The organism is Caballeronia sp. LZ043 (assembly GCF_031451075.1).
Taxonomy (GTDB): domain Bacteria; phylum Pseudomonadota; class Gammaproteobacteria; order Burkholderiales; family Burkholderiaceae; genus Caballeronia.
This window is the reverse complement of sequence record NZ_JARUXT010000004.1, coordinates 88,562-105,191: the sequence shown is the minus strand read 5'-3', so window position 1 is coordinate 105,191 and position 16,630 is coordinate 88,562. Positions and strand designations below refer to the sequence as shown.

The following is a 16,630-nucleotide window of genomic DNA, read 5'->3' as shown; positions in this document are numbered from 1 at the left end:
TGCGCTCACATCGCCGCCACGACGCGCGTGAGACCTTCGCGCGTCAGATTGCGGTAGCGCGCCAGCGCCCACAGCGGAAAGAACTTGCGATAGCCGTGGTAGCGCAAATAAAACACGCGCGGAAAGCCGGTCGCGGTGAAGCGCGTCTCGTCCCACAGGCCGTGCGCCTGCTGCGTGCGCATCAGATAGTCGACGCCGCGCGCGACCGCCGGATGCTCCACCAGCCCCGCCGCCATCAGCCCGAGCAGCGCCCAGGCCGTCTGCGACGCGGTGCTGATCGCCGGCTCGTAGGCGTGGTAGTCGAGCTTGTAGCTCTCGCCGTCCTCGCCCCAGCCGCCATCCGCGTTCTGGATGCCGATCAGCCAGTCCGCCGCGCGCTTCATGCGCGGGTCCGTCGGCGCGACGCCGGCGGCGTTGAGCGCGCACATCGCCGACCAGGTGCCGTAGATGTAATTCATGCCCCAGCGTCCGTACCAGCTGCCGTCGCGTTCCTGGTCATTGACGATGTACTCGAACGCACGGCGCGCAGGCTCGCTGTTCAGCGCGGTTTCGCCGAGCTGCGCGAGCATCGACAGACAGCGCGCCGAGACATCGACGGTCGGCGGATCCAGCAGCGCGCCGTGATCCGAGAACGGAATGTTGTTCAGGTAGAACTGGGTGTTCTCCGGCTCGAACGCGCCCCAGCCGCCATCGCTGCTCTGCATGCCGACGACCCATTCGCGCGCCCGGGCAATCGCCTCGCCGTACATGGCCGTGCCGTTTTCGCGATCGGCGCGCTCCATCGCCATCGCGACCACCGCGGTATCGTCGACATCCGGATAGTGCGGATTGGCGAACTGGAACGCCCAGCCGCCCGGCCGCACATGGGCGCGACGCGAAATCCAGTCGCCGCGCACGTCGAGGATCTGCAGCGGCACCAGCCAGTCGAGACCGCGCTTCACCGCCGCGCGCGCCTTCGGCATGCCGGTTTCGAGCAGCGCGTGCGCCGCCAGCGACGTATCCCACACCGGCGACAGGCACGGCTGGCAATACGCTTCGCCGTCGTCGGCGGGATCGACGATCAGCAGCTTGTCCAGCGACTTGCGGGCAATCGCGCGGTTCGGATGCTCGGGCGGATAGCCGAGCACGTCGTACATCATCACCGAGTTGGCCATCGCCGGGAAAATCGCGCCGAGACCGTCCTCGCCGTTCAGCCGTTCATCGACGAAACGCACCGCTTCATCGATGGCGCGCTCGCGCCCGCCCTTGGGCAGCAGCGGATCGGCGACGCGCAGCAGCGAATCCACCACGCGGAAGAACGCGAACCAGCCGCGCTTCTGATGCCCCGCGCGCGCCGGCATGCCGGTATTGACCGGCGGATTCGCAAACACCTCGTCGATGCGCACGCCGCGCGGATTGCGCGCCCGCGGACGCTTGGCGTTGAGCACGAGCATGGGCACGATCACCGTGCGCGCCCAGTAGGACACCTTCGACAGATGGAACGGGAACCACATCGGCAGGCGCATGATCTCGACGGGCATCATCGGCACCGCGCGCCACGACACCACGCCGAACAGCGCCAGCAGGATGCGCGTGAACACGTTGACCTTCTCGGCGCCGCCGGCGGCGAGGATCGCGCCGCGTGCGCGCTGCATGTGGTCGGCGTCCGGCGAATCGCCGATCATCTTCAGCGCGAAATACGCCTTCACCGTGGCGGAAACGTCCATCCTGCCGCCGTCGAACAGCGGCCAGCCGCCGTCTTCGCGCTGGATGCGGCGCAGATAGCGGCCGATCTTCGCTTCGAGCGTCAGGTCCGCGGTCTCGCCGAGGTAATGCACGAGCAGCACGTATTCGGCGGGAATCGTCGCGTCCGCTTCGAGTTCGTAGAGCCAGTAGCCGTCAGGATGCTGCCCCGCGAGCAGCGCGTCGGTGGCCTGGTTGATCGCGGTATCGAGTGTCGATTTCGAAACCTGCGCGCCCACGGCCGACAGGGACAAGTCGTTCATCTGCGTTCCATCGATGGGTTCAGCAGCGCATCCGCGGCCTTCTGGCCGGAGCGGATCGCGCCTTCAATCGTCGCGGGCAGGCCGGTCGCCGTCCAGTCGCCCGCGAGTGTGAAATTGGGCCAGCGGGTGCGCGTCGCGGCCCGCAAGCCTTCCTGCGCGGGCACCGCGGCAAAGGTCGCGTGCGCCTCCGCGACGACCTGCCAGGGCGGCATCAGTGCGGCCGGCAGGCGCATCGCCCGGGCAGCTTCCTGCCACGCGGTCCGCGCCAGTTCCTCGTGCGGCGTCGCGAGCCAGCGGTCCGCGCTCGCGAACGTCACCGTCGCGCGGCCATCGGCGACGAACAGCCAGTCCGACTGGCCGTTGACCAGACACGTCAGCGGCTCGAAGCCGTGTGGCGCATCAGTCGCGAAATGCACGGTGACGATGGCCCGCGACGCGTCCGGCGCGCTCAGGCCCGGTACGAGCCGGCGCGCTGCGGCGGGCGGCACCGCGAGCACGACGCCGTCTTCCGGCGCGAGCGCCAGCGGCTCCGCCGCGCCGTTCAGGCTTCCCGGCGCACGCTCGAAAGCCAGCGAGCTTACACGCTCATTCGAATCCGTGCCTGTTACCCCGATGCCCGCCACCCGCACCCCCAGCCGGATATCGGCGCCGCCATACTGCAGGAGCCGCAGAGCCGGGTCGACGAACGCGTGCGACAAGCCGCTCTTCGCCACCAGCGGGCGGCACGCGTGGCCACCGGCCGCGACGGTCTCGCGCAGCAGGCCGGCTGCCGTTTCGGCGCTGGCCTCGGAGGGATCGGCGTTCAGCATGGCGCGCAGCAGCGGCCGCGCCAGCAGATCCCACGCGCGATCCTTCCTGCGCAGTGCGTCCTCGACGGTGCGCCCCGGACGCAGGAAGAACAGCGGCAGCAGCGACAGATAATCAGCGGGCTGGGTGCCGGGCACGCGCGCGTGGGCGTCGAAGATCCAGCGCGGCAGCCGCCCCGGCGACATGCGGATGGACCAGGCGTCGCCGCTTGCGGTATCCCGGAACGAATAGTCCGCGTGCGCCGGCCCGGTCAGCGCATCCGTCGCGCCGATCGCCCGCAGATACGCCATCGTCGATTGATTGCCGGATAACAAAAGATGATTGCCGTTATCGAGCGTTGCACCGAGTTTGGCATCGAAGAACGAGCGGCAACGACCGCCGGCAAACGCCTCGGCCTCGTGCAGCACGACGCGTGCGCCGCGCCGCTGCGCCTGGACCGCCGCCGCGAGACCGGCCACGCCCGCACCGATGACGTGGACCCGCCGGGACATCAGATCAGATTGCGCGCCACGATCCACAGCAGGCGCGAACGCGGCGTGCGCACGCGATTGCGCGGCAGGTCGAAGCCGCGTTTCAGGTTGGCGTCAAGCACCGTGCGATACGCGGCCGACATGATGCGCGGCGCGCGCACCTGGGCGCGCGGCGAGGCGGCCATGATCGCGTCGGACTGGGCGTAGTGGCTCCTGGCGCGCTCGGCGAGGACGGCGCAGACGCGCGGCAGACGGGCGTCGGCGACGATGCTCGCCGCGTCGCTCGTGGAAATGCCTTCGCGCGCGAGCAGTTCGCGCGGCAGGTACACGCGGCCGATGTCCGCGTCTTCGTCGATGTCTCGCAGGATATTGGTCAGTTGCAGCGCCCGCCCGAGATGGTGCGCGAGGCGCCGGCCGGCGTCCTCGTGCATCCCGAAGATCCTCACCGACAGACGCCCCACGGCGCTCGCGACACGGTCGCAATAGAGGTCGAGCGTGGCTTCGTCGGGCGCGACGATGTCGCCGGCGGCGTCCATCGCCATGCCGTCGATGACGGCCTGGAAGTCGTCGCGGGACAGCTGGAAAGCCTGGATGTGCTGCGTGAGCGCCTGCAGCGACTGTTTCGGCGCGCCCGCATAGCAGGCGTCGATGTCTTCGCGCCAGCGGTCGAGCGCAATCGCGCGCTCGCGGCGCGGCAGGGTGCCTTCGTCGGCGATGTCGTCGACCGCGCGGCAGAAGGCGTAGATCTGGTACATCGCGTCCCGCTGACGGGCGGGAAGGATGCGCATCGCCAGATAGAACGAGCTGCCCGACGATGCCTTGGCGGCGTCGGGCGCGGGTTCTTCAGCGACGATGTTGGAAACGGCCAAGACGGACTCCGCTGTGGCGCCCCCACGGGCAAATTTAGGGATCGGGCGCCGGCTTCGGAAACAGCCCGATGCGCGCGGAACAACCTGGCGCTTGTGTGATACCGGGGGCTGAGCGGAAAGGAAGGCCGGCGCGAACCGGCTGCGACTGCGCCGGAAAGCGGCTCAGAGTATATCAACAGTTTCGACGGTTGCGCCCGGGCCGCGCCGGGCGGCCGGCGCGGCGCGCGCGGCAGGGCGTCAGGCGAACCCGACCGCCCGATTGCGCCCTTCCCGTTTGGCCGTGTAGAGCGCCGCGTCGGCCTCGTTGATCAGCGCCTCGTAGGACGACGTCACGCCCGCGCGGGCACGCGCCGCCCCGACGCTCGCCGTGACCGGCACGCACGCGCCCTGCACGTCCACGGGCGTTTCGCCGATTGCGCGGCGCACCTTCTCGGCAACGATCATCGCGTCCTCGAAGTTCGTGCACGGCAGCAGCAGCGCGAATTCCTCGCCGCCGAAACGCCCGAACACGTCCTGCACGCGCACGCTCCGGGCGACGCGCTCCGCCATCACGCGCAGCACGGTATCGCCGACCAGATGGCCCAGGTCGTCGTTGATACGCTTGAAGTGATCGAGGTCGAACAGCAGCATCGACAGCTCGCCGCCGTAGCGTTGCCAACGCTGGAATTCATCGCCCAGGCGCAATTCGAAATAGCGCCGGTTCGCGATGCCCGTGAGGCCGTCGCGGTCGGCGAACTCCTGCAGCTTCGCCACGGCTTCGTCGCGGGCGCGCTGCATCATGCTCGCGTGCGTGGCGTCGGAAATCGTCACGCAGACCGCGCGCACCTCGCGCTCGTGCGTGAGCGGCATGAAGGTGCAGTCCTGCTGCATGTAGTCGACGCCGCCCGTGATGGGCCGGTCGTGATCGAACTTGAAGAGATACGGCCGCTGCTCCCACGAACTGAACGTGAAACTGCCCAGCTGGAACACGCTTTCCACCTTGCGCGTGAACCACACGCGCGGCAGTTCCGGAAAGCTCAGGAAGATGGACTTGCCGATCACCTGCTCGGCGGTCTTGCCGCTGTGATCCGCCATGAAGCGGTTCCACATCAGCACGTTGAGATCGCGGTCCAGCACGAAGATGCCGAAACCCACGCGCTCGATCACCAGTTCACTCAGCACGTGTCTCAGTTCGTTCATGCCCGGATCCTGGCTCGTTCAGAGACTGGAGAGAAGCGCGTCAAGCGCTTCGTTCATGTGCGCGATGGCGTCTTCGGCCATCAGCATCACGAGATGAGCGCGGAAGCTGTGATCTTCCAGCGCGAAATTCACTTCGAGCAGCAGCGCCGTTTTCCACGCGAGCATCGCGGGCTGGAACACTTCGTCGAGCCCGATGTCTTCGCCGAGCATTCCCGGTGGCGAAAAGATGGGCGAACGCCCCAGCTGGTCGAGAATGCACGACACGCACGCGCCCATCAGCACGGTCGCCACATCGAAGACGAGTTCGGTGCGGGTGGTCGCTTCGTAGGTGGACTGCGTGTAGGGATCGTCGACGAGCGCGCACAGCTGCTCGACGCTGGCGCTCTTGCAGAGCACGATGGCCTCGCCCTTGATGTCGGAACGAAAGCCCTGGCGCACCGCCGTGACCGTATCCGTGATGCCGGTCATCTCGCTCAGCGCGGCGGACGCGTCGGCCACGCTCACCACGCGCACGCGCGGCACGGAAAGTTCGATGAACGTGCCGAGCAGCTTCGAGAGGCGCGTCGCGGCCTGGCCCATCGCCATGTTGGCGACTTCCTGGAGCGCATCGCGCTGATCTTCGTTCAGGGCTTCGCTCAGGGCTTCGTTCGGGGCAGTATCAACCATGGATGCCGTACTCCTTCAAAACGGGACGCAATGCCTCGGGCGTCACCGGCTTCGGCAGGAATGCGATCGCGCCGAGCGCGCGAACCCGCTCCTGGGCGAGCGGCTGCACATCGGCGGAGACGACGATCACAAAGGTATTCAGATCCTCGTGCTGCAGGGCGTCGAGCACCTGATAGCCGGTCATGTCGGGCATCGTCAGGTCCAGGAACATCACCGAGGCGCGGCCCGCCCGATAGTGCTCGAGCGCCTCCCGCCCATTGGTGGCGTAGGAAATCTCGACGTCCCAGTCCGGCGGCAGCGCGCGCGTCAACACCTTGCGCGCGAGCAGGGAATCATCGGCAATGACAATCGGCAACGGCATGGGCGGCGGCGTGGTTAGGCGGTTTCGGGCTGAGGACATTCATGTCGTCCGACACGGCATGCACTCGCATTTCATTACGGCATCCAGCGAGCGATCTTTAAGAAGGCACTTCATGGATTGACAGATGCGCAGGCCCTGGCGCGGCGGCCGGAGGAACGCTGTCGGCGGGAGAGGTCGTCGGCGATGAGCCAGGCGCGCCGCATATGGGCGTAAGCGCGCCAGCCGGCAGGCGTGCGCGGCGCAGCCGCCATGTGCATGGGGCGCGCGGCGGTGTGGGTCTCGAACGGCGTCATGTTGCCTGCCCCCTGCATGATCCGGCTGGTGGACGGACCGTGGCCTTTTGTCCCTCGTCTGGTCGCGTGGCTCGGCGGCTTCCGCCTTTCGAGCCCGTTGCTTCCCCCGTACGCGCCGCGAGGCTGCTTGGTCTCCGAGACGCTCTGATGGCGAATACGTCGGAGGATTGCATTGTCTGACTATCAGAATGTCAAAGCAACTCGGTGGATAGCGCGGCGAGGATTATATCGGTACAAGTTGAACTTGTATGAGATGATTCATCTCATACGTTCGTAATGACGTGAAGTTGTGACTTTTGTGTACGTTTGCGCTGCCCATAATCTCGCTAAGTTGCCGGCCGATTCATGGCTGTCGGCTTCTGACTTGTACAAGTGCGGGGCACCCGCGGCATGTTTCGTGCATGCTTCTTGTGGTTGGGCCGTCGAAACGACGGTGTGACGGCCGTTCTGCCCGCTTGCACGACACCTGGGCGCCTCTTGCCCGGGTAAAGTTTCCAACTCGCTGCCAAAAATGACGTTGCAACGTGACGCGTCCGACGCCGGACCTGCCGCCGACACGCGGCAGGACGAATCGCCGCTGCCGGCGATTCCTGAGCGCAACTTCGCCGCGCAGCGCATGACGCTGTACGCGCTGCTGGTCGCCGCCATCGTGCTGCCGTGCGTCTACGTCGCGGTCATCGCGTGGACCAGCTATCACGAGCGCGTCGCCAACGCTTCCGAACTCGTCACCCGCACCGCCCGCGTCGCCGAGGAGCACGCGCTCAAGGTATTCGACCTCAATGTCACGCTCAATGCGCGCATCGTCGATCTGCTCGACGACCTCGACGCCGGCGCCATCCGCCGCGATGGCGCCGTCCTGCATCAGCGCTTGAAAGGGATCGCCGGGGCGTATCCGCAAGTGGCCGCGGCGTCGGTGTTCGGGGCCGACGGCGCCCTGCTCGCGACCAGCCGCACGTTTCCCACGCCCGACATCTCCGTCGCGACCCGCGACGACTTCACCGGCGTGCGTGCGGGGCAGCAGCTCGCGCAGATTTCCCGCGTGATGACGGGACGCGTTGCGGGCGAACAGGTCTTCAATACGGCCGTTGCGCGCACCACGCCGGCGGGCAAGTTCGACGGCATGGTGTCGATCGCGCTGCGTCCGGCCTATTTCTCCGATTTTTATCGCGAGCTGATCGGCGAGAATCCGAGTGTGTCGCTCGGCCTCGCGCGCACGGACGGCGAAGTGCTCGCGTGGTATCCGCCGCGTCCGCCCGACCGCATGTCGCTCGCGCCCGCCTCGCCGCTGCGCGATGCCTATCGCGCGGGACTCCGCAGCGGCGTCGTGCGGATGGTGTCGGGACTCGACAACCAGCTGAAAATCGTCGCGTTCCGCCGGATCGGCAACTATCCGCTGTATGTGTCGAGCGGCTTTCCCGTCGCGACCATCTGGTCCGACTGGTACAGCCATCTCAGCGTGCTCGCGCTGTCGATCTTCGCGCCCTGCATCGTCCTGTGGGGCGTGATCGCGCAATCGCTGCGACGACTCGCCATCGAGGAGGAAGCGTGGGAACGCTGGCAGGCGGAAGCGTCGATGCGCCGCTCGATCGAATCCGCCTACCGTCAGGCGCGCAAGATGGAAGCGCTCGGCAATCTCGTCGGCAGCGTGGCGCACGACTTCAATAATCTGCTGATGATCGTCTCGACCAATGTGCAGATCGCGCGGCGGCGCGGCGCACCCGGGCTCGACCGCGAACTCACGGCCATGGAACGGGCGCTGAAGAGCGGCCAGTCGCTGACGCGGCAGTTGCTCGGCGTCGCACGCAAGCAGCCGTTGCGCAGCGAAACGATCACGCTCGGCAAATGGGTGCCGTCGGTGCGCGAGCTGCTGCGCGCCTCGCTCGGCGCGAAGGTGGCGTTGAACGTCGATGTCGCGCCGGACGTCTGGCCTGTCCGTGTCGATCCGGCCGAGCTGGAACTGGCGCTGATCAACGTCGCGGTGAATGCGCGCGATGCCATGCCGAACGGCGGCACCTTCACCGTGCGCGCCGACAACGTGCAGTTCCGCCACGAAGACGGCTTTCCGATCACCGGCGACTTCACGCGGCTGGCGCTGGACGACACCGGCGTCGGCATGAGCGCCGAGGTGCTCGGGCGCGCGTTCGAGCCGCTCTTCACCACCAAGCCGAAGGGCATGGGCACGGGGCTCGGGCTGCCGCAGGTCTTTGCGTTTTGCGAACGCGCGGGCGGTTTGGCGACGATCGACAGCGCGATCGGCGCGGGCACGTCCGTGCGCCTGTTCCTGCCGCGCGCCGCGGCGGCCGCGCAGGGCGGGCCGGTTGCGGGACAGGCGGCGGTCGCGGCGGAAGCGGAGGGTTTGCGCGTGCTGCTGGTCGAGGACAACGAGGAGGTCGCGGCCGGCACCGAGGCGCTGCTGACGATGATGGGCCACCAGGTCACCTACGTCTTCAACGCCGATACCGCCGTGACCGTGCTCGACGCCGCGCGCACGCAGACGCCCGCTGATTTTCCCTTCGACGTCGTGCTGTCCGACATCCACATGCCGGGGCAGATGAATGGCATCGACCTGGCGGAACGGTTGCAGCGTTTCGAACCGCAGCTTCCGGTGATTCTCGTCACCGGCTACGCCGAGGAACTGGACCGCGCGCGGCAGGTGGGCGCGCGCGTGCTGTCGAAGCCCTTCGACATCGCCTTGCTGGATTCGCTGCTGCGCGCGATCCGCGCCCGCACGCAGAGCATGGATCTTTCCTCTGCCGGCGAGCGGGATGTGCGGTCCGTCGATCGTTGAAGCACGTCTCCAAAGTCGACTTTTTGCACACGACATTGTAAAAGCCGCGCCCGCTGCCAGGCGTTCGCCGGGCGGTTCTCAATGCGCAGGCATCCGGCACGCGAGTTGCGTGATCGTGTCCATGTGCGGCGGCACTCTTCCGCCGGTACGACCTTTCGCCCATCCTCAGGAGGCGCACATGCGACACACCGTTATCGGAGTTTTCGACACCTACGCGCAGGCCGAGGATGCACGCTCGGCCCTCATGACCGCCGGCTTTGCGCGCGCCGACATCGAACTCCAGGCCAATCCGAAACGCGACGACGCCGCCGCGCCCTCCGACTTGCCCGACGCCGAAACCCACGAGCAACCCGGCATGCTCGCGAGCATCGAGCGTTTTTTCAGCATGCTGTTCGGCGGCCGCGATCAGCCGCCCGAGGTGGCGCATTACTCGGAAGCCGTGCGACGCGGCGCAGTGCTGGTGGCGGTGGATACGCCCAGCGTCGAGCAGGCCGACATCGCGCGGGCGACGCTGACGGATCAGGGTGCAATCGACATCGACGAACGCGCCGCAAGCTGGACTACGCTCGAACACGGCGCGACGGATGCGCCGCTACGCGCTGAAAACGAGCGCGATCACTCGGTGCTCGACGAACTCGGTCTGGGACGTGGAAGCGCCGTGCCGGGACGCGAGCCGGTGAATGATCCGAGCATGACGTGGTCGGGCGCGCGCGCCTATCCGCGCACGGATGCTTCGGACCAGGCCGCGGAACCGCTGCTGGATCCGCTCGCGGATCCCTTGGGCGACCCGCTGACGCGTCGCGACGCCGCCGCAGTGGCGCCGCGCGATTACGTCAGCGATCCCGCAGACGATCCGTTGCTGGGACGTCAGGTGTCGTCGCAGACACAGAGCCAGTCGATGCGCAGCGCCACTGAGCCGCTGACCGGGACGACCGGTGGACTGGGAAGTGACTCGCTGTCCGAACGCGATGCCCTCGCTGGTCGCGATCCGCTGAGCACGACCGGCGCCGTTCCGCCGGCAACTTTGCGCGAGCCGTTGGCTGGCGTGCGCACCGACACAGGATCCGAATGGCGCTCCGTCGAGCCGTTGAGCCCGCTCGACGAACCGGCCGCGCCGTATCAAGCCGGCGCGGCGCGCGCGGTGGGATCGTCGCCGGATCCGGTCATCGCCTCGGCTGGAACGCAGGCCGCCGGCCCGGTCGGTCCGGGCGGATCGGCAGTGCCTCCGAGCGTGCCGAACGAGTACATGGAATATGAGGAGGATTTCCGCGCGGACTACGACGCGAAATACATGGCGACCGGCGAGCCGTACGAGGACTATCAGGGCGCATACCGCTATGGCGCGATGCTCGGCAACGACGATCGTTTCCGCAGCCGCGCGTGGGACGATCAGATGGAATATGAGATGCAGCGCGACTGGGAAAGCCGGCATCCGGAAGGCCACACGTGGGAGCGCTTCAAGGCCGCAGTGCGTCATGGCTGGGATCGTGTGACGGGACACCATCACGTTTGAATCCCGTTCCTGCGAAAAGACAATCGGCCCGCGCAAGCGGGCCGATTTTTTTATCCGCCGAACGGTCGGCGCGCGTCCGCCATCAAGCCGCCGCGCGCTCGCGCACCCACGCGACATACTTGTCCACGAAGCTTTGCAGATACTGGCGCGTGTCGTCCGCGAGGATTTTTCCGCTGGCATCGATGCGCTTGTCATCGTGCTTGATGTACATCTCCGGCTGGTTCATCAGCGCGATGTCGAGGTAGGCGCACACGCCGCGCAGATGCGACTGCGCGATCGCCGTGCCGATCGCCCCCACCGAGGTCCCGATGATCGCGCCCGGCTTGCCGCCCCACACGCTGTGGCCCCACGGCCGCGAGCCCCAGTCGAGCGCATTCTTCAGCACGCCGGGCATCGAGCGGTTGTATTCGGGCGTGACGATCAACAGCCCGTCGGCTTCCGCAATCCTCTGCTTGAACGCGCGCGCGGGCTCGGGGTAATCGCTGTCGTAGTCCTGGCTGTACAGCGGCAGGCTGCCGATATCGAGAAACTCGAATGAGAAATCGTCCGGTGCAAGTGATACGAGTGCGTGCGCGAGCTGCTTGTTGAACGACTCGCGCCGCAGGCTTCCTACGATCACCGCGATCTTCAAGGCCATGAGATCTCCCCGTCAAAGGATCCAAAGGTAGGTGGCACGGACCCATTCAGCGGTCCGCATGCGCGGTCGAAGATGACGCGCGCGAGCCTCATGATAGGCGGATCGCATGAAAGCTGAAAACGCCTGGATTTCGTCGTGCGCCTATTTTTGCGAAGAATTGAGCAATCCAGTTCGGACCGCACTGCGACGCGGTTCGCGCCCCTCTATCCCCATCTTTATCCACAGAAACTGTGGATAAGTTGAACGCAAGCCTACGGCGCGTTTAGTTTTGATACGCAAACGAAACAAAGCGCCTCGCGCAAACGAATCAACTGCGGATTCGATTGCGCGAATTAGACCGCTCGTCGGCTGGAGAGGACGTCGCAGCACGGGGCGGGCTGATGATCTAGCCGCGCTGCAAGAATGTTGCTCGCGTGGCGTCTGCTGCTGCAAAGGCCGCCCGCGAAGCAATCAATGTGACAAAAACCGGGATCATTTGATAGGTCGAATCAAGTTTGCGTCAGGTTGCGCTTTGACCGCCGATTCAGCCCGATCTGTGAAGCTTCTGCATACAAATGCGTAAGCGACCGGTTTATCGTTACTGATGTCGCAACAATCATGGGCCAGCCATTCAATCGCATTCGACAACAATGTGTTGGCTCAATCGGTATTTTTGTCCAATAGGTTTCCTTCTAGACTTTTCCTCAAGCGTCACCCGGCGCAGGAACGGAATCAGGAGAGTTGACATGAGGAACGCCAAAACTACGTTGATCGGCGGTGTGCTGTTGTCTGCGCTGCTCGCGACGGCTCCGGCCTTCGCGCAATCGACATACGGTGGCAAGACGCGCGCAGAAGTCAAAGCGGAACTGGCGAGCGCACGCAGCGCCGGCGATCTGGACGCCGTCAACGCCCTGAGTTATCCGCAACTGCGGCCGTATCAGGAACGCCATGCGCAGCAACTGCGCGCCGATGCGGACAACGGCCACACCACGCGCTGATCGTTCGCGCCGCATATTCAGAGGAAGCCAGTCTGAGCCCTCCCTCCTCCACCATCGAACAGAAGGTGGTTCCGCCCGACGCACCCGCGCCGGGCGTTTTTTTGCCCGCGCTGCGGCATGGGCTTAAAGCAGCATCGTCAGACAGGCGGTCACGGTGACGAGCGAGCAGACGGTCGAGACGAGAATCGTGTTCGACGTCACGCCGCCCTCCCGCCGATAGAACTCAGCCAGCATGAACGGCCCCGTGCCGGTCGGCAGCGCGCTCAGGATCACGGCGGTCTTCGCCCACAGCGGCGGCAGCTCGAACACATGAAACGCCAGCCACCACGTCAGCAACGGCTGCGCGATCAGCTTGAGCATGACGAGCGCGCCGATGGTCCGCTTGTCGTGCGCGCCGGTCTTCGCGCCGAGAAACAGGCCGAGCGCCACGAGCGCACCTGGACTGGCCGCATTGCCGAGCAGTTTCAGCAATGCCTCGACGCCCTGCGGCACATGCACGCCGGCGCCACTCATCACCGCGCCCGCCAGCGGCGCGATCAGCAAGGGATTCTTCGCGAGCGACTTCGCGACATTGACGAGCGTCGCCCATGGATGCTTTTCGCGCTGGAGCCCCAGTTCGATCAGCACGATCGCGATGGCGAACGACACGCACACCGTCATGATCATCCCGATGACGGCAGGTGCAAGACTCGCGTCGCCGAATGCAAGCAGACAGAGCGGCAGCCCGATGAAGCCGCTGTTCGGATACGCCGCGTTGAGTCCGTCGATGCTCGCGTCCGCGAGCGGCCGCGCCTGAAGCAGGCGGACGACAAGTGTCGCGATGAAGATGACCGCCGAGCCGATGCCGAACGCGGCGATGAACGCGGGCTGGTCGAGCGAGGCCCATGGCGTTCTTGCCATGATGTCGAAGAGCAGCGCGGGCAGCGCGAGATAGACGACGAAGCGATTGAGTTCCGAAGCGGCCGACGGCCCCAGCTTGTTAAGTTTGCGGCACGCGTAGCCGGCAAAGATCAGACCGAAGACGGGCAGGATGATGGTGAAGAGCGGCGTGAGCAAGGCGGTGACGAGCGTGTCCGGGAAGGTGCGAGAGGATACCGCGAGTCAAAAAGGTGAGACGTTGCGGGAGTGCGGCAACGGTGAGTGGCGCGGTGCCAAGGCGACTCACTCCAGCTTTATCCGTACGGATATCGAAATATTCGATCAAGCTGATTCCCATGTTTAAGTACGCAATGCAAGTCTCTGTTTCAGAACGCATTAAATTGAGCGCGGAGACCCGGGCTTCGCCGTTCGTCGTGACGATATGCAATCGGGCAAAAGGACGAGTCGACGTGCGCCGAGCGATCCATCCGGCTTGAGGTGAGGGAATTCGGGACGTCGCGAAAGGTGAGCCGCCGCGATCGTCCGAGCTCCCCGAAAACGCCTTTTTCCCGCACATTCAGGCGTATTCATGCTCTGCGGGAGGCGCACGGGACCTCATCAAGCGGTTTGAATCGCGTGAAAGGTGAGGATCTTCGGGAGCATCGCGATTCGGAACGAAGCTTGCTGCATCCCTGTTTTTCGAACACTTTTAACGCGTTGAAGCGACATGACAATGAAGAAAGCCTTGGCTTGGGGCGCTGCGGCGCTCGTGCTGATCGGCGGTATAGGCGCGCTGGCCGCGTGCGCATCGAACGGCGCGCGCAAGAAGGGCAACGAGCACGTTCCGGAGCCGTCGAAAGCGGTCGATCTCGATCGCTACCTGGGTCATTGGCACGAGTTCGCCCGCTATGAGAACCGCTTCGAACGTAACTGCGAAGCGGTCACGGCGAACTATGCGCGGCGCGAAGATGGCCTCGTGTCGGTCATCAACGGCTGTCGACAAGGCGGGCTTGATGGCCCCTATCGTTCCGCCGAAGGACGGGCGAAGGTCGTGCCGGGCTCGAACGGCACCAAGCTGAAGGTGTCGTTCTTCGGGCCGTTCTATGTCGGCGACTACTGGATCCTCGATCACGCCGACGACTATTCCTGGTCGATCGTCGGCGAGCCGAGCGGACGCTATCTGTGGATTCTCACGCGCGATGCGAAGCCATCGGCGGAACTGCGCCGGCTGCTGATGACGCGGACGCAGGCGCTCGGCTACGACACCACGATGCTGCGCGAGACGCAGCACGACTGAACCCTGAAGGCTTACTGGCCCGCCTTGCAGGCGACGAGCAGCGTGTTCTGATTGTTGTCGGTGGATTGATCGAGGACATCGTAACCGTTCGGACAGAGCGCCTTCGCGTTGTCGGTGCAGTTGCGCCAGCCGCCGTATCCGGGGCACTGGATCTGCTGCGTGGGACGTCCATCGGCGGAGAACAGCGGCGGCGCGCTGCTGCATCCGGCGAGCGCCCACGCACTGCCTGCGAGCATGACTGAAAGGCCGATTGCCGTGCCGATCTTCATCCCTTACCCCTTTGATTCTTGGTCGTTATTTTCGATTTCGCGAGTATGCCACGCGGAGCTTTCGCGCCCCTGTAGTTGTGCGCGGCAAGCCTCAGACAGCAATCCCCAGCGCCGCGATCTTCTTGTAGAGCGTTGCGCGCCCGATGCCGATCCGCTCCGCCGCATCCGCCACGCGTCCACCGCTCGCGCGCAGCGCATCTGACAGATAGCGGCGCTCGAAGTCCGCCATCGCGTCCGCGTGGGACAGCAGCGGCGGTTCGGGATTGTCCGTCACGGCGGGTTCTGACTGCGCCGCGAGCACCACGCGATTGGCATCGATGAACGTACTCAGCGTGCGCGCGTCAATGTGCTGCGACTCCGACAGCATCAGCGCCCGCTCAAGCGTGTTGCGCAGTTCGCGCACATTGCCGGGCCACGGATACGCCTCGAGCAGCCGCAAGCCGTCCTTGTGCAGCACGAAGTGGCCGACATGCCCCGGACGCGTATCCGCCGAGAGGTCTTCGAGAATGGCGTAGGCAAGCGCCTCGATATCGTCGAGCCGTTCACGCAGTGGCGGTGCGTGGATGGTCAATACATTCAGACGATAGAACAGGTCCGCGCGAAAGCGCCCCGCCGCGACGAGCGCGGGCAAATCCGCCGAGGTCGCCGCGATAATACGAACATCTGCCCGCACGATGCGGTTCGAGCCGAGCGGCTCGAACTCCTTGTCCTGCAGCACGCGCAGGAGCTTGCCCTGGAGCGGCAGCGGCATGTCGCCGATTTCGTCGAGAAAGAGCGTGCCGCCGTCGGCCAGTTCGAACTTGCCGATGCGTCCGCGCCGCTCCGCGCCCGTGTAGGCGCCGGCCGCCGCGCCGAAGAACTCCACTTCGAGCAGCGTGTCCGGAATCGCCGCGACGTTCACCGTGACGAGCGGCTTGCCGGCGCGCGTCGAGGCGCCGTGAATCGCGTGTGCGAGCAGTTCCTTGCCGGTGCCGGTTTCGCCTAGCAACAACACAGGCGAATCGACCAGTGCCGCGCGCCGCGCCTGCCGCTTGACTTCGAGGCTCGCCGGACTCGTGCCGACGAAACTCGAAAACGTGTACTTCGCCCGCCGCGCCTGCGCGAGCGACTGCCGCGTGGCGATCAGTTCCTGCTGCACGCGTGCATAGTGCGCGAAGAGCGGCGTGAGCGCCTTCATTTCGTCGAACAACGCAAAGCCAATCCCGCCGATGGTCGTGCCCGCCTCGTCCTTGAGGGGCAGACGGGTGACGACGAGCGGCTCACGATCGGTTTCCAGCACATCGAGCAGGATCGGCTTGCCGGTCGCAACGACTTCGCGCATCAGGCTGTTGGGGATCACGCTTTCGCAGTCGAGACCGATGGCGTCCAGCGGATCCTCGAAGCCGAAGCGCGCCGCATAGCGCTTGTTGATCCACACGACGCGTGCGTCCGCATCGACGATGAAGGTGCCTTCGCTCAGATTCTCGAAGGTCTTGAACAGCGATTCCATTGCGCGACGCATCACGGCGCTATAGTCCGCAGGGACGTTGATCCAGTCGTTGCGCATGCCGTGCATGTCTCCTCATCTCGTTTTCGAGACTGACTATCTCAATTCGGAGACTGACGCGCAATCCGCATTGACACTAGTTTCGAACGAATGAAGCTGCCTCGAATGGAAAATT

At 65.6% G+C, this 16,630-nt stretch carries 14 protein-coding genes; 4 read left to right on the top strand and 10 right to left on the bottom strand.

The genetic code is table 11. The features are described 5' to 3' along the window. Window positions 1–5: 5 nt before the first annotated feature. From shc to QCE64_RS28120, 6 genes are all read right to left on the bottom strand, one after another. Entirely contained in the window at window positions 6–1,985 is a 1,980-nt protein-coding gene (shc, locus tag QCE64_RS28145) for a squalene--hopene cyclase (protein WP_310007504.1), read from the bottom strand. Beyond that, window positions 1,982–3,283: a hydroxysqualene dehydroxylase HpnE gene (gene hpnE / locus QCE64_RS28140; protein ID WP_310007503.1), complete on the bottom strand. Its 1,302-nt coding sequence runs from the start codon at window positions 3,281–3,283 to the stop codon at window positions 1,982–1,984. The genes shc and hpnE overlap by 4 nt, the downstream gene beginning before the upstream one ends. Further along, the gene (gene hpnD / locus QCE64_RS28135) at window positions 3,283–4,131 is read right to left on the bottom strand and encodes a presqualene diphosphate synthase HpnD (RefSeq protein WP_309925480.1); all 849 of its coding nucleotides are present in this window, start codon (window positions 4,129–4,131) and stop codon (window positions 3,283–3,285) included. The genes hpnE and hpnD overlap by 1 nt, the downstream gene beginning before the upstream one ends. Before the next feature lie 237 nt (window positions 4,132–4,368). Beyond that, a complete protein-coding gene (locus QCE64_RS28130; protein ID WP_309819098.1) occupies window positions 4,369–5,310 on the bottom strand; it encodes a diguanylate cyclase in 942 nt (313 codons plus the stop codon). 18 nt (window positions 5,311–5,328) lie between these two features. Next, on the bottom strand, window positions 5,329–5,949 hold the full coding sequence (locus QCE64_RS28125) for a chemotaxis protein CheC (RefSeq protein ID WP_309927472.1): 621 nt from the start codon (window positions 5,947–5,949) through the stop codon (window positions 5,329–5,331). 19 nt (window positions 5,950–5,968) lie between these two features. Further along, window positions 5,969–6,337 (bottom strand): response regulator, encoded by a 369-nt coding sequence (locus QCE64_RS28120; protein ID WP_309819094.1) that lies wholly within the window; start codon window positions 6,335–6,337, stop codon window positions 5,969–5,971. A gap of 804 nt (window positions 6,338–7,141) precedes the next feature. Between QCE64_RS28120 and QCE64_RS28115 the strand changes: the two genes are divergently transcribed. Both QCE64_RS28115 and QCE64_RS28110 read left to right on the top strand, forming a co-directional pair. Continuing rightward, window positions 7,142–9,418: a response regulator gene (locus QCE64_RS28115; protein WP_310007502.1), complete on the top strand. Its 2,277-nt coding sequence runs from the start codon at window positions 7,142–7,144 to the stop codon at window positions 9,416–9,418. Window positions 9,419–9,596: 178 nt separating this feature from the next. Then, a complete protein-coding gene (locus QCE64_RS28110) occupies window positions 9,597–10,931 on the top strand; it encodes a hypothetical protein (RefSeq protein ID WP_310007500.1) in 1,335 nt (444 codons plus the stop codon). An 82-nt stretch (window positions 10,932–11,013) separates the two neighbouring features. On the opposite strand, the gene QCE64_RS28105 is transcribed toward QCE64_RS28110, so the two are convergent. After that, on the bottom strand, window positions 11,014–11,568 hold the full coding sequence (locus QCE64_RS28105) for an NADPH-dependent FMN reductase (protein WP_309925474.1): 555 nt from the start codon (window positions 11,566–11,568) through the stop codon (window positions 11,014–11,016). A gap of 725 nt (window positions 11,569–12,293) precedes the next feature. Here QCE64_RS28105 and QCE64_RS28100 point away from each other — a divergent pair. Next, window positions 12,294–12,545: a DUF4148 domain-containing protein gene (locus QCE64_RS28100; RefSeq protein ID WP_310007499.1), complete on the top strand. Its 252-nt coding sequence runs from the start codon at window positions 12,294–12,296 to the stop codon at window positions 12,543–12,545. Window positions 12,546–12,668: 123 nt separating this feature from the next. Here the strand turns inward: QCE64_RS28100 and QCE64_RS28095 are convergent, their stop codons facing one another. Continuing rightward, entirely contained in the window at window positions 12,669–13,601 is a 933-nt protein-coding gene (locus QCE64_RS28095; protein ID WP_310007497.1) for an AEC family transporter, read from the bottom strand. A gap of 535 nt (window positions 13,602–14,136) precedes the next feature. Between QCE64_RS28095 and QCE64_RS28090 the strand changes: the two genes are divergently transcribed. Then, the gene (locus tag QCE64_RS28090; protein WP_404987498.1) at window positions 14,137–14,700 is read left to right on the top strand and encodes a lipocalin family protein; all 564 of its coding nucleotides are present in this window, start codon (window positions 14,137–14,139) and stop codon (window positions 14,698–14,700) included. 11 nt (window positions 14,701–14,711) lie between these two features. Here the strand turns inward: QCE64_RS28090 and QCE64_RS28085 are convergent, their stop codons facing one another. Both QCE64_RS28085 and QCE64_RS28080 read right to left on the bottom strand, forming a co-directional pair. After that, the gene (locus QCE64_RS28085) at window positions 14,712–14,969 is read right to left on the bottom strand and encodes a hypothetical protein (protein WP_404987497.1); all 258 of its coding nucleotides are present in this window, start codon (window positions 14,967–14,969) and stop codon (window positions 14,712–14,714) included. Window positions 14,970–15,060: 91 nt separating this feature from the next. Next, window positions 15,061–16,515 (bottom strand): sigma 54-interacting transcriptional regulator, encoded by a 1,455-nt coding sequence (locus QCE64_RS28080; RefSeq protein ID WP_309927468.1) that lies wholly within the window; start codon window positions 16,513–16,515, stop codon window positions 15,061–15,063. Between the last annotated feature and the right edge of the window lie 115 nt (window positions 16,516–16,630).